This window comes from Variovorax sp. efr-133-TYG-130 (genome assembly GCF_030208835.1).
GTDB lineage: Bacteria > Pseudomonadota > Gammaproteobacteria > Burkholderiales > Burkholderiaceae_C > Variovorax.
In genome coordinates this window covers 147463-165269 of sequence record NZ_JARVTD010000031.1, presented here as the reverse complement: position 1 = coordinate 165269, position 17807 = coordinate 147463, and the positions used below count along the sequence as shown (strand labels likewise).

At 68.6% G+C, this 17807-nt stretch carries 12 protein-coding genes; 7 read left to right on the top strand and 5 right to left on the bottom strand.

Annotation, left to right across the window (positions count from 1 at the left end):
* Positions 1–6: 6 nt before the first annotated feature.
* Positions 7–1119, bottom strand: coding sequence for an ABC transporter substrate-binding protein (locus tag QRN67_RS26240; RefSeq protein ID WP_285414222.1), 1113 nt, complete (start codon positions 1117–1119; stop codon positions 7–9).
* Positions 1120–1306: 187 nt separating this feature from the next.
* On the opposite strand from QRN67_RS26240, the gene uvrA reads away from it, so the two are divergent.
* Positions 1307–7159 carry an excinuclease ABC subunit UvrA gene (gene uvrA, locus QRN67_RS26235; protein ID WP_285414286.1) on the top strand — a complete coding sequence of 1951 codons (5853 nt, stop codon included), beginning with the start codon at positions 1307–1309 and terminating at the stop codon, positions 7157–7159.
* 10 nt (positions 7160–7169) lie between these two features.
* On the opposite strand, the gene QRN67_RS26230 is transcribed toward uvrA, so the two are convergent.
* Positions 7170–8129 carry a LysR family transcriptional regulator gene (locus QRN67_RS26230; RefSeq protein WP_285414221.1) on the bottom strand — a complete coding sequence of 320 codons (960 nt, stop codon included), beginning with the start codon at positions 8127–8129 and terminating at the stop codon, positions 7170–7172.
* A 112-nt stretch (positions 8130–8241) separates the two neighbouring features.
* Between QRN67_RS26230 and QRN67_RS26225 the strand changes: the two genes are divergently transcribed.
* From QRN67_RS26225 to QRN67_RS26205, 5 genes are all read left to right on the top strand, one after another.
* Positions 8242–9228 (top strand): Bug family tripartite tricarboxylate transporter substrate binding protein, encoded by a 987-nt coding sequence (locus QRN67_RS26225; RefSeq protein WP_285414220.1) that lies wholly within the window; start codon positions 8242–8244, stop codon positions 9226–9228.
* Between the two features lie 11 nt (positions 9229–9239).
* Positions 9240–10448 carry an amidohydrolase gene (locus QRN67_RS26220; RefSeq protein WP_081269706.1) on the top strand — a complete coding sequence of 403 codons (1209 nt, stop codon included), beginning with the start codon at positions 9240–9242 and terminating at the stop codon, positions 10446–10448.
* A 143-nt stretch (positions 10449–10591) separates the two neighbouring features.
* Positions 10592–11641 carry an ornithine cyclodeaminase gene (gene ocd / locus QRN67_RS26215; RefSeq protein ID WP_285414219.1) on the top strand — a complete coding sequence of 350 codons (1050 nt, stop codon included), beginning with the start codon at positions 10592–10594 and terminating at the stop codon, positions 11639–11641.
* Positions 11642–11681: 40 nt separating this feature from the next.
* Positions 11682–12722: a histone deacetylase family protein gene (locus tag QRN67_RS26210; protein ID WP_285414218.1), complete on the top strand. Its 1041-nt coding sequence runs from the start codon at positions 11682–11684 to the stop codon at positions 12720–12722.
* 140 nt (positions 12723–12862) lie between these two features.
* A complete protein-coding gene (locus QRN67_RS26205) occupies positions 12863–13834 on the top strand; it encodes a Bug family tripartite tricarboxylate transporter substrate binding protein (RefSeq protein WP_081269672.1) in 972 nt (323 codons plus the stop codon).
* Positions 13835–13840: 6 nt separating this feature from the next.
* Here QRN67_RS26205 and QRN67_RS26200 read toward each other — a convergent pair whose 3' ends face one another.
* Positions 13841–14911, bottom strand: coding sequence for a Fic family protein (locus tag QRN67_RS26200; protein WP_081269673.1), 1071 nt, complete (start codon positions 14909–14911; stop codon positions 13841–13843).
* 111 nt (positions 14912–15022) lie between these two features.
* Positions 15023–15598: a TetR/AcrR family transcriptional regulator gene (locus QRN67_RS26195; RefSeq protein ID WP_285414217.1), complete on the bottom strand. Its 576-nt coding sequence runs from the start codon at positions 15596–15598 to the stop codon at positions 15023–15025.
* 88 nt (positions 15599–15686) lie between these two features.
* Between QRN67_RS26195 and QRN67_RS26190 the strand changes: the two genes are divergently transcribed.
* Positions 15687–16937 carry an MFS transporter gene (locus tag QRN67_RS26190; RefSeq protein WP_285414216.1) on the top strand — a complete coding sequence of 417 codons (1251 nt, stop codon included), beginning with the start codon at positions 15687–15689 and terminating at the stop codon, positions 16935–16937.
* Positions 16938–16950: 13 nt separating this feature from the next.
* Here the strand turns inward: QRN67_RS26190 and QRN67_RS26185 are convergent, their stop codons facing one another.
* Positions 16951–17784: an HAD-IIB family hydrolase gene (locus tag QRN67_RS26185; protein WP_285414215.1), complete on the bottom strand. Its 834-nt coding sequence runs from the start codon at positions 17782–17784 to the stop codon at positions 16951–16953.
* Positions 17785–17807 lie beyond the last annotated feature (23 nt).

Genomic DNA, 17807 nt, shown 5'->3' with positions numbered 1-17807 from the left:
GCCCGGCTAGCGCTTGAAGCGGCCGTCGCTGATGATCGACAGGTCGGCGAAGTCGATGCCGCTGTGGTCCTGCGGCGAGTAGCTCACTTCGAGCCCGCCGCCCAGGTCGAAGCCCCTGATGCTTTCCAGCGCGGCCGTCACCTTGGCGCGCGTGGGCTTGGGGCCGGCGCGGCGCAGCGCCTCCACCAGCACCTTGGCCGACGCGAATCCTTCCAGCGCGGCCGGCGACAGCTCCGCCTGGCCCTTGGCCTGCGCCAGCGTCAGCGCTTCCTTCACCATGGGCTGGCCCAGCGAGCGTTCGTTAGGGAACACCTGCGTCACGATCACACCCTTGCTTGCATCGCCCAGTTGCTTGATGAAGCCCGACGACGCGTTGTTCGACAGCGTGACCACCTGCGCCGCCGAGCCGGCCGCGCGCAGCGCCTTGATGCCGTCCACCACGGCCACGCCCGAGCCGATCCACACCACGGCCTGCGCGTTGGCCTCCTTGATGGCCGGCACGATGGCCTTGTAGTCGGGCTTGTCGCGGTCCGCGGGAATGGTCGCGGTGGGCTTGGCACCGCCCTTGGCGAAGCCGGCCATCGCGCCTTCCAGCGCGTCCTGCCCGAACGAGTCGGTCACGTACACCACCGCAATGCGCGTGAGGCCGATGGTCAGCAGGTGCTGCACCGCCTTTTCCGCCTCGCGCTGGTAGGTGGCGCGCACGTTGAACACATGCTTCTGCAGCGGCTTGTGCAGCACCATCGCGCCGGTCGAGGGGCCGATGAGCGCCACGTCGTACTTGTCGAGCCAGGGGATGATGGCCTGCGAATGCGGCGTGCCCCGGCTCATGAACAGCGCCAGCACTTTCCTGTCCTCGATCAGCGCGCGGGCGTTGTCGCCGGCGCGCTTCACGTCGAAGCCGTCGTCCATGCGCAGCACCTCGATCTTCTCGCCGTGGATGCCGCCCTGCGCGTTGACCGCGTCGATCACCAGTTGCGCCCCGCCGATGGTCTCGTTCACGCTCGCGGCCACCGAGCCTGTCATGCCTGCGGTCTGGCCGATCAGGAGCTGGGCCGAGGCGCCGGCGGCGCTGAAAGCCAGCAGGGCTGCGGCGCAAAGCGTGCGCGTCTTCGTCATGGAAACCTTTCGGAACAGGGCTGGGAAGCGGTGTGTGAATCGGCGTAAACAAACGTCGTATTTGTTTCCAGAAGTGTCTCGAACTCCATTCGGACAAACCCCTGCGCGGGCACGGACCTTGTGACCCACCGCGCAAGCCCGTCATGGACCACTCCCTAGAATGTTTGCCCCACCCCTCAAGGCATTCATGACACAGGGCTCCATCCGGATTCGCGGCGCGCGCCAGCACAATCTCCAGAACCTCGACCTCGACATCCGCACCGGCGAGATGACCGTGGTCACCGGGCCCAGCGGCTCGGGCAAGTCGAGCCTCGTGTTCGACACCCTCTATGCCGAAGGACAGCGGCGCTACGTGGAGACCTTCTCCGCCTATGCGCGCCAGTTCCTGGACCGCATGGACAAGCCGGCCGTCGACAAGGTGGAGGGCGTGCCGCCCGCCATCGCCATCGACCAGACCAACCCGGTGCGCTCCTCGCGTTCCACGGTCGGCACCATGACCGAGCTGAACGACCACCTGAAGCTGTTGTTCGCGCGCGCGGCCGATCTGTTCGACCGCGAAACCGCGCTGCCGGTGCGGCACGACTCGCCCGACAGCATCTATGCGCAGATCGTCGAGCGCGCAGCGGCTGCGGGCGACCCGCGCCTGGTCGTCACCTTCCCGGTCGAGCTTCCCGCGAGCACCACGGCGGAGGAAGTCACGCAGTGGCTGTCGGCCAGCGGCTTCACGCGCGTGCAGGCCGAGCGCGAAGTGGCCACGCCCACCGGCCCGCGCAAGGTGCTGGACGTGGTGGCGGACCGCTTCCGCGCCTCGAGCGCCGAGCGTTCGCGCGTGGTGGAGGCCATCGAGGTCGCGCTCAAGCGCGGCAGCGGGCGCGTCACCGTGCATGCCACGGGAGCCGAGGAAAACGCTGCAACCGATGTGTGGAAATTTTCGACCGGCCTGCACTGCCCCGAGAGCGACATCCGCTACGCCGACCCGATCCCGTCGATGTTCTCGTTCAACTCGGCCGTGGGCGCCTGCGACACCTGCCGCGGCTTCGGCCGCGTGATCGGCGTCGACCTGGGCCTGGTGATTCCGAACGACAAGCTCACGCTGCGCGCGGGCGCCATCAAGACCATCCAGACGCCCGCGTGGAAAGAAGCGCAGGACGACCTCATGCGCCACGCCGAGACGGCGGGCATTCCGCGCGACACGCCCTGGAACAAGCTCACCGACGAGCAGAAGCACTGGGTGATCGAGGGCACGCCGAACTACAAGGAAGGCAACTGGAACAAGCAGTGGTACGGCGTGCGCCGCTTCTTCGCCTACCTGGAGAGCAAGGCCTACAAGATGCACATCCGCGTGCTCTTGTCCAAGTACCGCAGCTACACGCAGTGCCCGACCTGCAGCGGCGCACGGCTGAAGCTCGACAGCCTGATCTGGCGCATCGGCAGCAAGGAAGACGCCGACGCGGTGCTGCCGCCCGGGAAGCGCTTCATGCCGACCGGCGCGAAGTGGACGCGCGCGCAGCTGGAGGCGCTGCCGGGGCTGTGCCTGCATGACCTGATGCTGTTGCCCATCGAGAGGCTGCGCAGGTTCTTCGACCGCATGGGCAACGGCATGGCTCCCTCCCCCGCTGGGGGAGGGCAGGGGTGGGGGCACGCGGCCTCCGCAAAGGCCGTGGCCGTGGTGGAGGCCGAGAGCCCCCATCCCGACCTTCCCCCGGCGGGGGAAGGAGCAAGACAGGGCGAGGCGCAGGCGCTGAAGCTGCTGTTCGAAGAAATCACCACCCGCCTGCGCTACCTGCACGACGTCGGCATCGGCTACCTCACGCTGGATCGCCAGAGCCGCACGCTGAGCGGCGGCGAGGTGCAGCGCATCAACCTCACCACCGCGCTCGGCACTTCGCTGGTCAACACGCTGTTCGTGCTCGACGAGCCCAGCATCGGCCTGCATCCGCGCGACATGAACCGCATCACCGAGGCCATGCTTCGCCTGCGCGACGCGGGCAACACGCTGGTGGTGGTCGAGCACGACCCGGCCGTGATGCTGGCCGCCGACCGCGTGATCGACATGGGCCCCGGCCCCGGCGCGCGCGGCGGGCAGATCGTGTTCGACGGCACCACCGACCAGTTGCGCGACGCCGACACGCTCACCGGCCAGTACCTGGGCGGTCGCAAGAAGATCGGCATGGGCTTCAAGCGGCTGGTGAGCGAGAACACGCACCGGCTCATCCTCGAAGGCGTGCGCGAGCACAACCTGAAGGACGTGACGGTCGAGTTTCCGCTGGCGCGGCTGGTGTGCGTCACCGGCGTCAGCGGCTCGGGCAAGTCCACGCTCATACAGGACGTGCTGGCGCCCGCGCTCATGCGCCACTTCGGCAAGGCCACGGAAACGCCCGGCGCGCACGACCGCATGCTCGGTGCCGACCACCTCGGCGACGTGGTGTTCGTCGACCAGTCGCCCATCGGCAAGACCGCGCGTTCCAACCCCGCGAGCTACGTGGGCGCGTGGGACGCCATCCGCGAAATTTTCGCGACCGCGGCGCTGTCGCGCCAGCGCGGCTACACCGCGAGCAAGTTCAGCTTCAACTCCGGCGACGGGCGCTGCCCCACCTGCGGCGGCTCGGGCTTCGAGCACGTCGAGATGCAGTTCCTGTCCGACGTGTACCTGCGCTGCCCCGACTGCGACGGCAAGCGCTACCGCCCCGAGATCCTCGAAGTGCGCGTGGAGCGCAAGGGCAGGAGCTACAACGTGGCCGACGTGCTCGACCTCACCGTGGCCGAAGCGGCGGCGGTGTTCGAGGCCGACCGCGACGTGCTGCGCGTGCTGCAACCCATCTCCGACGTGGGCCTGGACTACGTCAAGCTGGGCCAGCCCGTGCCCACGCTTTCCGGCGGCGAGGCGCAGCGCCTGAAGCTCGCCGGCTTCCTGGCCGAGGCCGCGAAGAACGCGACCGCCAGCAAGCAGTCGGTGGCGCGCAAGGGCACCCTGTTCCTGTTCGACGAGCCGACCACCGGCCTGCACTTCGACGACATCGCGCGGCTGATGCGCGCGCTGCGCAAGCTGCTGGACGCGGGGCATTCGCTGATAGTGATCGAGCACAACCTCGACGTGATCCGCGCGAGCGACTGGCTCATCGACCTCGGCCCCGAAGGAGGCGAGGGCGGCGGCCAGGTGGTGGCCGAAGGCACGCCCGAGCAGCTGCGCGAGAACCGCGCCTCGCTCACCGGCGCCGCGCTGGCCGACTACGAGCTTGCCATCGGCCCCGACGCCTACAAGGTGGCCGAGCGCGCCGCGCGCCGCTACATCGCCAACGCGAAGACGGCGCCGGGCAGCAATGCCATCAAGATCGTCAACGCGCGCGAGCACAACCTGAAGAACCTGAGCGTGGACATTCCGCGCGGCAAGTTCAGCGTGGTGACCGGCGTGAGCGGCTCCGGCAAGTCGACGCTCGCGTTCGACATTCTCTTCAACGAAGGCCAGCGCCGGTACCTCGAGTCGCTCAACGCCTATGCGCGCAGCATCGTGCAGCCCGCCGGCCGGCCCGAGGTGGACGCGGTGTACGGCATTCCGCCGACCGTGGCCATCGAGCAGCGCCTGTCGCGCGGCGGCCGCAAGAGCACGGTGGGCACCACCACCGAGGTGTGGCACTTCCTGCGGCTGCTGTACGTCAAGCTGGGCATCCAGCACTGCATTCACGACGGCGCCGCCGTGCAGCCGCAGACGCCCGACAGCATCGCCGCGCAGCTGATGCGCAACTTCAAGGGCCAGCACATCGGCCTGCTCGCGCCGCTGGTGAGCAACCGCAAGGGCGTGTACACCGAGCTGGCCGACTGGGCGCGCCCGCGCGGCTTCACGCACCTGCGCGTGGACGGCGACTTCCTGCCGACCACCGGCTTCCCGCGCATCGACCGCTTCAAGGAACACAGCATCGAGCTGCCCGTGGCCAGCCTCGACGTGCTGCCGTCGAAGGAAACCGAACTGCGCGAGGCGCTGACCAGGGCGCTCGAACACGGCAAGGGCGTGGTGCATGTGCTGAGCGAACTCGACGGCCTGCGCGCCGCGATGATGGCGGGCGTGTCCGCCGCGGGCATCGGCCGCGTGAACGTGTTCTCCACGCTGCGCGCCTGCCCGGTGTGCAGCACCAGCTATGCCGAGCTCGATCCGCGCCTGTTCAGCTACAACAGCAAGCACGGCTGGTGCCCCGATTGCGTGGGCACCGGCGTCAAGCTCAGCAAGGACCAGCGCAAGGTGTTCGACGACTCCGTGCGCGACGACGACAACAAGGGCCGCGAGCAGACCTTCGCCGAACCCGAGGTCGAGGACCTGGCCGACGTGGTCTGCCCGACCTGCGAGGGCACGCGCCTGAACGCCACCGCCCGCGCCGTGGGCTTCGGCACCGCGGCCGACGGCACGGGCGGCATCGGCATCACCGAGCTTGCGCGCATGAGCGTGACCGAGGTGCGCCAGTGGTTCGAAGGGCTGGCGCTCACGGGCCGCGAAGCCGAGATCGCGCGCGACTTGGTGCCGGAAATCAAGAGCCGGCTCGAATTCCTCGAAGAAGTGGGCCTGGGCTACCTCACGCTCGACCGCGGCGCGCCCACGCTCTCCGGCGGCGAGGCGCAGCGCATCCGCCTGGCGGCGCAGCTGGGCAGCAACCTGCAGGGTGTGTGCTACGTGCTCGACGAGCCGACCATCGGCCTGCATGCGCGCGATAACCAGATCCTGCTGAACGCGCTGCACAAGCTGGGCGACAAGGGCAACACGCTGGTGGTGGTGGAGCACGACGAAGACACCATCCGCCGTGCCGACCACATCATCGACATCGGCCCGAGCGCGGGCAAGCGCGGCGGCCGGCTGGTGGCCGAAGGCTCGGTGGCCGACATCCAGAATGCCGGCGATTCGCAGACCGGCCGCTACCTGCGCGATGCCATCCGGCACCCGCTGCAGGCACGCCGCACGATTCCCTCGCCCGACCCGAAGGCCGAGGAGAGCGGCGATTGGCTCACCGTGCACGGCGCCGACCTGCACAACCTGCAGGACGTGACCGCCACGCTGCCGCTGCACCGCCTGGTGGTGGTCACCGGCGTCAGCGGCTCGGGCAAGTCGACGCTGGCGCGCGACGTGCTGCTGGCCAACGTGCAGGGCATCGTGGTGCAGCGCATGACGAAGGCGGGCCGCGACGCCGACGCCGCCGGCAAGCGCCCGGCATGGGCCGGCTGCAGGAAGGTCGACGGCTACGAGACCATCGACCGCGTGCTCGAGGTCGACCAGACGCCCATCGGCAAGACGCCGCGCAGCTGCCCGGCCACCTACATCGGCTTCTGGGACACCATCCGCAAGCTCTTTGCCGACACGCTCGAAGCCAAGGCGCGCGGCTACGGCCCGGCGCGCTTCAGCTTCAACACCGGCGAAGGCCGCTGCCCAGGCTGCGAGGGCGCGGGCGTGCGCACCATCGAGATGAGCTTCCTGCCCGACGTGAAGGTGCCCTGCGAGGTCTGCCATGGCGCGCGCTTCAACCCCGAGACGCTGGCCGTGAGCTGGCGCGGCAAGAGCATCGGCGACGTGCTGAAGATGGAAGTCGACGAGGCCGTCGAGTTCTTCGCGAGCATGCCCAACATCGCCCATCCGCTGCAGCTGCTGAAGGACGTGGGCCTGGGCTACCTCACGCTGGGGCAGCCCTCGCCCACGCTGTCGGGCGGGGAGGCGCAGCGCATCAAGCTGGTGACCGAACTCAGCAAGGTGCGCGACGACATCACCCGCCGCGGCCAGAAGCCGCCGCACACGCTGTACGTGCTCGACGAGCCGACCGTGGGCCTGCACATGGCCGACGTCGAGAAGCTGATCCACGTGCTGCACCGGCTGGTGAACGGTGGCCACAGCGTGGTGGTGATCGAGCACGACCTCGACCTGATCGCCGAGGCCGACTGGATCCTCGACCTGGGGCCGGAAGGCGGCAACGCTGGCGGGCGCATCGTCGCGGCGGCGCCGCCGGAAGAAGTGGTGCGCCTGGGTACCCACACCGGGGTGGCGCTGGCGCCTGTGCTGGCGCGCTGACCGCCGCCGCTCAGGCGGGGGCTTCCCAGCCGGCGGCCTCGCGCAATGCCTCCAGGCAGGCGGCCACCGCCGGCCTGTCGCTGTCCGAACCCTGCAGCACGCCCAGGCCCTCAAACTCGCCGCCGAGTTCGTAGGCCACGCGGGCGACCACGCCCCACTCCACGAAGGGCGCGATGATGCTGCGCGGCACCAGCGTCAGCACGCGGTGGTTGCGCAGCAACTCGAGCACCAGCGGCAGCGAGGTGCTGGAGATCGGGTGAAGCTGGGGCTTCGGTGCATCGGGCGTGTCGAACAGCGCATCGAAGACGCTGCGCACGCCGATGCCCCGGACAGGCTCCATCCAGCGCGCGGCGCGCAGATCGGCCAGCGTCGGCCGGGCATTGCGCACGAGCGGATAACGGCGACCCGCCACGATCCAGGGGGCGTCCGGCGCGAGCATCTCGAAGGTGCAGGGCGCGGGCAGTTCGGGCGGCCGGCGGCACAGCGCCATGTCGACGCGGCCCGACATCACGTCGGCCAGCAGTTGGTCGCCGGGCGCCTCCAGCACCTCGATGCGCAATGACGGGTGGCGTGTTGCAAACGCGGGCAGCACCCGGCACAGCAGGCCACCGACGCCGGCGGTGATCGCGCCCACGCGCAGCACGCCGCCGGCGCCTTCCGCCAGCGCATGCACCGTGTCAGCGGATGCGCGCAAGGCGCTCAGCGTGTTGCGCGCCATCGGCACCATCGCGTGGCCCGCGGGTGTGAGCCGCATGCCGCGCACGTGACGGTCGAACAGAGGGGTGCCGAGCAGGAACTCGATGTCGGCCAAGGCCTGCGTCGCCGCCGGCTGGCTGATACCTATTTGTTCGGCCGCGCGCCGCACGCTGCCCGAATCTGCGACCGACACCAGGAGCTGCAGGTGCCGCAAGCGTCCCTTCGTGACCAGCCGGGAATAGAGGACGGAGGAGGCTGGTGTCGCGGCGTGCATGCGGGCTCCGGGGTATTGGATTTGCTTATACGAAGGGCCGCGAATTTATTGGATGCCGATCATGGGCGTCAACATAATCCGACAACTTTCGGCATACACGGATCACCAACCCATGAAGCTCTCACGTCGCCGGTTTGCCGCCATTCCGGCCGCCCTGCTGGGCCAGCTCGCGCTTCCGACAGCGGCGCAGGACAGCTATCCCCAGCGCCCGGTCAAGCTGATCGTGCCGTTTGCGCCCGGCGGCTCCACCGACATCGTGGCCCGCCTGGTGGCGGACAAGATGCAGGCCACGCTGGGCCAGCCGGTGGTCGTGGACAACCGGGCGGGCGGTGGCGGGATGATCGGCTCGGAAGCAGTGGCCCGCGCCGAGGCGGACGGCTACACCCTGGGCATCGGCACCGTGAGCACGCTGACCGTCAATCCGGTCATGCTGAAGGCCAACCGCGTCGATCCGCTGAAGGACCTCGCGCCGATCACCATGCTGGCGACCGTGCCCACGGTCCTCATGGTGCATCCTTCGTTCCCGGGGCGCAGTTTCGAGCAAGTGGTGGCCGAGGTGCGCGCCAGGCCCGACATCTACAACATCGGCTCGTCGGGCCCCGGTTCCATCAGCCACCTGCTGATCGAGGCGATGAATGCCGACCTCAAGTTCAGGCTGCGCCACGTCCCGTACCGCGGAATGGGGCCGGCCATGACGGCCGCGCTGGCGGGCGAGACCCAGGTATCGATCGACCAGTACCCCTCGTCGGCCCCGCATATCAAGAGCGGCAAGCTGTTGCCTTTTGCCGTGGGCGCCTCGAAGCGGCTGCAGGCGTTGCCTTCCGTGCCCACGCTCAAGGAACTCGGCCAGCCGGATCTCAACCAGCTTGCGATGACCTGGTTCGGCCTGGTGGCGCCGGCGAAGACGCCGGCCGCCATCCAGAAGAGGCTGCACGACGCCGCGGTGGCCGCGTTGCGCGATCCGGCGCTGATCGCGCGCCTGAACGAGATGGACGCGGACCCGGTCGGCGGTTCTGCCGACGCCTTCCGCTCGCAGATCGAAAGCGGGCTGGCGCGCAACCGCCGCATCATGCAGGCTGCGGGCATCAGTCCCGAGTGAGCGACGGCACCATGAACGTATTCAGCACGCGGTTCTCGCTCGCCGGCATCGCCGAGACCATCGAATCGCAGTCGCAGCGCCAGCATGCCGAGGTCGTCGCATGGCGGCGCCATATGCACCGCCACCCCGAACTCTCGTTCAAGGAGGTGGATACCGCCAACTTCCTCGAACGCGAGCTCGCTGCCATCAAGGGCCTGGAAGTGAGCCGTCCCACGCCGACCAGCCTGCTCGCGCGGCTGGCCGGCGGCAGGAAAGGCCGCACGCTGGCGATGCGCGCGGACGTCGATGCGCTGCCGCTGCAGGATCGCAAGCGCTGCGACTACGCCTCGACGAGGCCCGACGTCATGCACGCCTGCGGCCACGACGGCCACGCTGCGATGCTGCTCGGCGCGGCGCGCATCCTGGCCGGCCTGCGCGCGCAGGTGCCGGGCGAGGTGCGCTTCTTCTTCCAGCATGCCGAGGAACAGCATCCGGGCGGCGCCCAGCAGATGGTGGACGCGGGCGTGATGCGGGGCGTAGACCAGGTGATCTCGGCGCACGTCATGTCGACGCTGGACACCGGCAGCATCGCCGTGCTCGACGGCCCGGCGCTGGCCAGCTCCGACCGCTTCGTGCTGCGCCTGCGCGGGCGCGGCGGCCATGCGGCCAACCCCGACCGCTGCATCGATCCGATCATGATCGGCGCCCAGATCGTCGGCAACCTGCAGGCCGTGGTCTCGCGCAACGCCGATCCGCACGAGGCGCTGATCCTGTCGATCACCCGCTTCGAAGGCGGCAGCGCCTTCAACGTGATTCCGGACACGGTGGAGCTGTGGGGCTCGGTGCGCTGTTTCAGCGAGCATGTGCGCGAACTGGTACCGGCCCTGGTCGAACGCATCGCCAACGGTGTGGCGGGCGCGCACGGCGCCTCCTGCGACCTGGAATACGTCCGCGGCTACAGCCCGGTGGTCAACGACCCGGCCGTGGCCGAACGCATGCGCGAGGTGGTGCGCCAGGGCGTTTCCACGGCGGCGCTGCAGCCGATCCGGCCGCTGCCGAACAGCGAGGACTTCGGCGCCTTCCTGAAGCATGCGCCGGGCGCCTATGTGTTCATCGGTGCGCGCAGCGCGGCCAAGGGCATCGTGCATCCGCATCACCATCCGAATTTCGACTTCGATGAAGACGCGCTGCTGCACGGCGTGCAGCTGTTCGCCAACGCGCCGTTCCATCTGAACGCATAGGCCTTTCGGGGGCCTCGCCAAGGTCGTGGAAAGCGGCGCACAATGGCTTCAACCCTTGGCGCAGGCGCATCCTGAATCAGCCATGGTGGAGACCATGTGAAGGGGTGAAGCGCCGTGCCGCGGGCCACGCAAGGAGCCATGTCATGACCCGCTTCATCGATGTTCACAGCCTGGTCCGCCTGGTGGACGAGACCGGCGTTCCGCAATTCCTCGAGGCCCTGGCCGACGCATTGCGCGACGACTTCCTGCGGTGGCGCGAGTTCGACAAGAAAGCGCGCGTGGCCAGCCATTCGCACCTCGGCGTGATCGAGCTGATGCCGGTGGCCGACGACGGCGCCTATGCCTTCAAGTACGTCAACGGGCATCCCCACAACACGCAGGTCGGGCTGCCGACGGTCATGGCCTTCGGCGTGCTGGCAGAGGTCGACACGGGCTACCCCATGCTGCTGTCGGAACTCACGCTCACCACCGCGCTGCGCACGGCCGCCACCTCGGCAATGGCCGCGAAGGCGCTGGCGCGGCCCGACTCGCGCAGCCTCGCGCTGATCGGCAACGGTTCGCAGAGCGAGTTCCAGGCACTGGCCTTCCATGCGCTGCTGGGCATCGAGCAGGTGCGCGTGTTCGACACCGACCCGCACGCCACCGACAAGCTGGTGCGCCATCTCTCGGCCTGCACGCCGCTGGAGATCGTGCGTGCGCGCTCCGTGGCCGATGCCGTGCGCGGCGCCGACATCGTCACCACCGTCACTGCCTACCAGGGCCGCGCGACCGTGCTCACGCCCGACATGATCGAGCCCGGCATGCACATCAACGCCGTGGGCGGCGACTCGCCCGGCAAGACCGAGCTGCACCCCGACGTGCTGCGGCTGGCGCGCGTGTTCGTCGAGTACGAGCCGCAGACCCGCGTGGAGGGCGAGATCCAGCAGGTGGCGGCCGACTTCCCCGTGCACGAACTGTGGCGCGTGCTGCTGGGCGAAGTGCCCGGCCGCGAGAGCCCGGGGCAGGTCACGCTGTTCGATTCGGTCGGCTTCGCGCTGGAGGACTACACCGCGCTGCGCTACATCCAGCGCATTGCCACCGAGCGCGGCATCGGCCAGCAGATCGCGCTGGTGCCCGAGCTGGACGACCCGAAGGACCTGTTCGGCCTCACGGCCTCGGGCCGGCGCCGGGCGGTGCTGCGGCGTGCGGCATGATGGGCGGCTTCACCACCGCAGATGCCGCTCTTCTTCATCCATGCTCACCATCTACAACGACCAGCACGTTCTCCACCAGGGCAAAGTCGAGATGTTCCGCGGCGAACTCGTGCCGTGCTTCGAGGTGCCCGCACGCGTCGACCATGTGAAGCATGAACTGGAGCGCCGCGGCCTCGGCCCGCTGCAGGCGCCCGATGCGTTCGACGAATCGCTGCTGGCCAGGGTGCATGCGCCGCGCTACCTGGACTTCATCGCGCATGCCTGGGACGAGTGGGTGGCGCTGGACCCGGCCAACGCGTCGCGCGATGCGCTGCCGTCGTACTGGCCCACGCGCGGCATGCGCACCGACGTGCTGCCCAAGAGCTTTCCGGCGCGCATGGGGCTGTTCTCGTTCGACTCCGGCACGCCGCTGATGGCCGGCAGCTGGGCGGCGGCGCGACATGGCGCCGCCTGTGCGTGGACTGCGGCGCGGCGCGTCATCGGCGGCGAGCGCGCGGCCTTTGCCCTCACGCGCCCGCCGGGCCACCATGCGGGCGCCGATTTCTTTGGCGGCTACTGCTTCATCAACAACGCCGCCGTCGCCGCGCAGGCGCTGCGCGATGCGGGCGTGGGGCGCGTGGCGGTGCTCGACGTGGACTACCACCACGGCAACGGCACGCAGGCCATCTTCTACGAGCGCGACGACGTGCACTTCGCCAGCCTGCATGGCGATCCGCTGACCGACTACCCGTACTACCTGGGCCATGCCGACGAGCGCGGCGCGGGCAGGGGCGAGGGCTTCAACCACAACCTGCCGCTGCCGCGGGGCACCGATTTCACGGCGTGGCGCGCGGCGCTGAAGGCCGCGCTCGGGCGCATCGCCGAAGTGAAGGCCGGCGCGCTCGTGGTCTCGCTCGGCGTCGACACCTTCGAGGGCGACCCGATCTCCGGCTTCAAGCTGAAGAGCGACGACTACCTGCGCATGGGCGAGGACCTGGCGCGCGCCGGCCTGCCGACGGTGTTCGTGTTCGAGGGCGGCTATGCTGTGGCCGAGGTGGGCGTGAACGCGGTGAACGTGCTCGAAGGCTTCGGGCAGGCATAGCCAGCCGGCTGGCTGACGCGCAGGCGACTCGGATCGCCCGATTCACCCCTCGCCGGGCGGGAAATCAGGGCAGTCCCGATTGCCTTCGCGCACCGGGCAAGGCCCAATCGGCGCTTTTCCAAGTCAGGATCCAGTCAGCCATGCTCCGCCGTTCATCATTCCTCTGCGCCGCTACGCTCGCCGCGTGCGGCCTCGTTTCTCCTCTGGCGGCTTTCGCACAGGGCTTTCCCACCAAGCCGGTCAAGCTGGTCATCGCCTTTCCGGCGGGCGGCCCGACCGACATCACCATGCGCCAGCTTGCCGACAACGCGAGCAAGATCCTCGGCCAGCCGGTGATCATCGACAACAAGCCCGGCGCCGGCGGCACGCTGCCCGCGCAGGCGCTGCAGACCGCGCAGCCCGACGGCTACACCGTCGCGCAGATTCCGCTGGGCGTGTTCCGCCTCGGCTACACCACCAAGATCAACTGGGACCCGCTGAAGGACATCACCTATGTGCTGAACGTCACCGGCTACGCCTTCGGCATCGTGGTGCCGGCCGACAGCCCCTTCAAGACCTGGGCCGACTTCGTCGCCTACGCCAAGGCCAACCCCGGCAAGCTCACCTACGGCTCCACCGGCACGCTGACCAGCCCGCACCTGACCACCGAAATCGTCGCGCAGAAGGCCGGCATCGAGCTGCAGCACGTGCCCTACAAGGGCAGCGCCGACCTGATGCTGGCGGTGGTCAGCGGCCAGCTGATGGCCGCCGCCGACAGCACGGGCTTCGCGCCGCAGGTGGAAGCCGGCAAGCTGCGCGTGCTCAACACCTGGGGCGAGAAGCGCCTGGCCAAGTTCCCCGATGCGCCTACGCTGAAGGAACTGGGCTACGACGTGGTGCAGAACTCGCCCTTCGGCATCGGCGCGCCCAAGGGCACGCCGCCCGAGGTGGTGAAGAAGCTGCACGACGCCTTCAAGCAGGCGATGGAAGAGCCCAGCTACGTGGCGTCGCTGGGCCGCTACGACATGCTGCCGAACTACATGAGCTCGGCCACGTACACCAAGTTCGCGCAGGACACGGTGGTGCGGGAGAAGGCGGTGATCGAGAAGCTGGGGTTGGCGAAGGAGAAGTAAGCCGACCTACTTGTCGCCTCGCAGGATGGAGGCGAGCGCTGTGTTGATGTAGTAGTTGCTGCGCCCGACCTTCTGCTTCTGCACAAAGCCGCCTTCGACCAGCGAGTCGAGATACTTGGTTGCCGTGAGGCGCGAAACCTGCAAGTCGCGCTGCACGAACTCGATCTTGGTGTACGGGTGCATGAAGAGGTTGTTGATCAGGTCCTGGCTGTAGAACTTGTAGCTGTTGCGAATGCGGTGCTTGTAGTCGAACCACGCCGACTTGATCGCGTTGATGGTCTCGATGGTCTGGCCTGCCGTCAGTTCCACGGCTTCGAGCAGGTAGAGCACCCATTCCTCCCATGCATCGTCATCTCGGACGGCCTGCAGCAGCCGGTAGTAGTCGGTCTTCGTTCGCACGATGTGACTGCTCAAATACAGCACCGGGATGTCGAGCAGGCGTTCTTTCACCAGGTAGAGCACATTGAGGATTCGTCCCGTGCGTCCATTGCCGTCGTAGAACGGGTGCATGCTCTCGAACTGGTGGTGGATCAACGCCATCTTGATCAACGGATCCACGGCGAACAGTTCTGCCTCATTGGCGAAGCGCTCCAATGCGCGCATCAACGCGACGATCTCGTCGGGATCCTGCGGTGGCGTGTAGACAGTGCGGCCAGCGCCGTCTCTCAGCGCCGTCCCCGGCAGTTTGCGAAACCCCGCGTTGTTCTTTTCTAGCTCGGACTGAATCTGGATGACGTGATTCGATGTGATCAAGCCGCTTTCGCGCACTTGTTCGAAGCCCACGCGCAAAGCCTGCCGGTATCGCAACACTTCCTTGGCCGCCGGATTGGCGAAGGCCTCGGGCAGTACGTCGTCCTTGAACAACTCGTCGTGCGTCGTGACGATGTTTTCGATTGCCGAGCTGTCTTTGGCTTCCTGCAACCCAAGGGTGTTGATCAGGATTCCTTGATTGGGAATGGCCGCTGCGATTCCCTTGAGTTCAGCCAGTTGGCGGCTTGCGCTCGCGAGTTTCTTCAGAATCGCGGGCGTGTCGAAGCGGGCGGGGTCGAGCTGATCAAGACGGGCAAGCGTGTGCATAGGAATTGAGAATTTCCATGCATGTTAGGCCTGCCGTGTATAGAAAACTCGAATTTCTATACATGTTGATGCTCGCATGTCTAGAAATGGTCTAAAACTGCACACCACCGATCAGCGAGCAGTCGCCCCGATCGCAAACAGCTCGTCCACCAGCCGCGCCGCCAGCTCCGGCTTCACCGGCTCACTCCCGAACACCAGCCTGAACACGATCGGCGCGATCAGGTGATCGATCACCTGCTGCGGCTCGGGCGCGCGCTCGCCGCGCGCATGCGCCTGCTCCACCAGCGTCAGCGCTTCCCTGCGGCGGTTGCGCAGGCAGTCGGTGTCCGAATCGCCGTTGGCCAGCGCGGCCGCGGCTTTCAGCAATGAGGTGTTGCACGGCTTGGCCAGGTGCTCGATGAGTTCGCGCGCCCAGGCTTCCAGGTCCTGGCGCAGGGTGCCGGTGTCCGGCAGCGGGCGGTTCGGGTCCAGCCGATGGGTGGCCGTTTCGGCCAGCAGGCCCTGCAGGTCGCCCCAGCGGCGGTAGATGCTCGACGCGCTGACGCCCGCGCGCTCCGCCACGGCCGGCACGGTGACGCGCTCGCGGCCCTGCTCGGCCACCAGTTCTTCCAGCGCGGTACGCACCTGCGCCTGCACCTGCGCGCTGCGGCCGCCGGGACGCTTGTTGGGGAGGGTGACGTCGTTCATGTCCGGACTTTAACGCAAAGATATTTGCTTTAGAAGATTCACAGGTCTAGAATCACAAAAGCAAAAAAAGTTGCATTAAGGATTCGACATGCCGTCCACCTGCCCCGAACTCGCAGCCGCCACCGCCGGCATCGCCGCCCGCGCCAAGCCCCGGCGGCTGCCTGCGAACGTGGCGTTCCCTTTGCTGGCCGCCGTGCTGTTCGCCTTCTTCTTTGCGGCCGCAGCGCCATCGCCGCTGTTCGTGGTGTTCCAGCACGCCTGGCATTTCTCGTCGTCGTTGCTCACCGTGGCCTTCGCGATCTACGCCATCGCGCTGCTGATCTCGCTGCTGGTGGCGGGCTCGCTGTCAGACCACATCGGACGGCGGCCGGTGGTGCTCGGGGCGCTGGCGCTGCAGGCCGTGGCGATGGGGCTCTTCCTGCTGGCGCAGGGCATCGGCGGCCTGATCGTCGCGCGCGTGGTGCAGGGCGTGGCCACGGGCGTTGCGAGCGGCGCGCTGAGCGCGGCGGTGGTCGAGGCCGCGCCGGCATCGCGCAAGCGGCTGGGCGCGCTGATCACCAGCGTGTCGCCGATGGCCGGCCTTGCGCTCGGCGCGCTGCTGACGGGCGTGGCGGTGAAGTTCTCGGTCCAGCCCGTGGCGCTGGTGTTCGGCGTGCTGGCAGCGGTGTTCGCGCTCGGCGCGGCAGTGGTGCTGTGGATGCCCGAGACGGTGACGCGCCGCCCCGGCGCCTGGGCCTCGCTGGTGCCGCGCGTGTCGATCCCGGCGCGGGCGCGCGCCGAGTTCGCGCGCGGTCTGCCGGTGTTCGTCGTGGTGTGGGCGCTCGGCGGGTTGTTTCTTTCGCTGGCGCCGTCGCTGATGCTGCACGTGTTCGGCGTCGACAACGGCGTGGTCAACGGGCTCACGGTGGCGGTACTGTCGGGTGTCGGCGCCATCGCGCCAACGCTGCTGGGGCGCCTTGCCGCGCCGCGGCCCGCCATCGTCGGCATGGCCAGCATCGCGGCCGGGCTGGTGCTGCTGCTCGCGTCGCTGGCCACGGGCTCGCTCGCACTGTTCTTCGTCGGCACCGCAGTGGCGGGCGTGGGCTTCGGCGGTGCGTTCTCGGCGCTGGTGCAGGCGCTGGCGCCGCTGGCGCAGCCGCACGAGCGCGGCGAACTGTTCGCGGCCATCTTCGTGGTGAGCTATCTCGCGTTCAGCCTGCCGGCGATGCTGGCGGGCTTCCTCGTCAAGCCGCTCGGCCTGCTGGCTACGGTGGAAGGCTATGCCGCCGTGCTGCTGCTGATTGCCGCCTTCGGCGCATGGAACTACTGGGCGGTGCTGCGGAAGGCGCCCGGCGCCTGAGCTCCGGCGTCGGCTATGCGCGGCGCGCGGCCAGCACGGCGCGCGCCGCCTCGGCAAACCCCGTGCCGCGCTCTCCCTGCGTCACGTAGCGCGGCAGGTGCGCCAGCTGCGGCACGAAGCGCGCCACATTCGCCACCCCGATGCTGTGCGCGAAGGTGCGGAACATCAACTGGTCGTTGGTGGAGTCGCCCACGTAGGCCCAGCGGTCCATCTCGTCGTCGAGCGTGCGGCCCCACAGCTCGCGCACGATCCAGCGCGCGCCTTCGAGCTTGTCGTTGTCGCCGTACCAGCCGTTGATGTGGATGCTGCTCACGGTGGCGTGCATGCCTTCGCCGCGCATCAGCGCCACCACCCGCGCCACGGTGGCGTCGTCGAGCTGGACGAACTCGCTGTGGTCGATGGCGATGTCGGTCTCGCGGCCCGGTGAATCGGTGGCGCGCGCGGCGCCGGGTATCTCGCGCTCGATGCGCGCCAGCACAGCCTGCATGCGCGCGAAGTTGGCGGCGCGCGTGGCTGCGTCCTGCTGGTAGCGCTTCTCGACTTCCCCGCCCGCGGCCGGCAGCAGCGCCACCGCGCCGTTCTCGGCCACGATGGCATCCACCGGCCAGGCATTGACGAAGGGCAGGCTCCAGCCCACCGGCCGGCCCGTGATGGCAACCACCGCGAGGCCCGCGGCCTTGAGGTCGGCCAGCGCCTCAAGGGCGTCCGGCGTGATCGCGCCCTCGCTGGTCAGCGTGTCGTCGATGTCCGTGAACACGCCCGTCAGCGCGCCGCGCGCGGATGCCTCCCAACGTGTCAGAGGCATCAGGTGGTTCGGCGAAACGGGCAGTGAAGACGGCGCTGGCATGGCGTGCAGGAGGGGGCAGATGA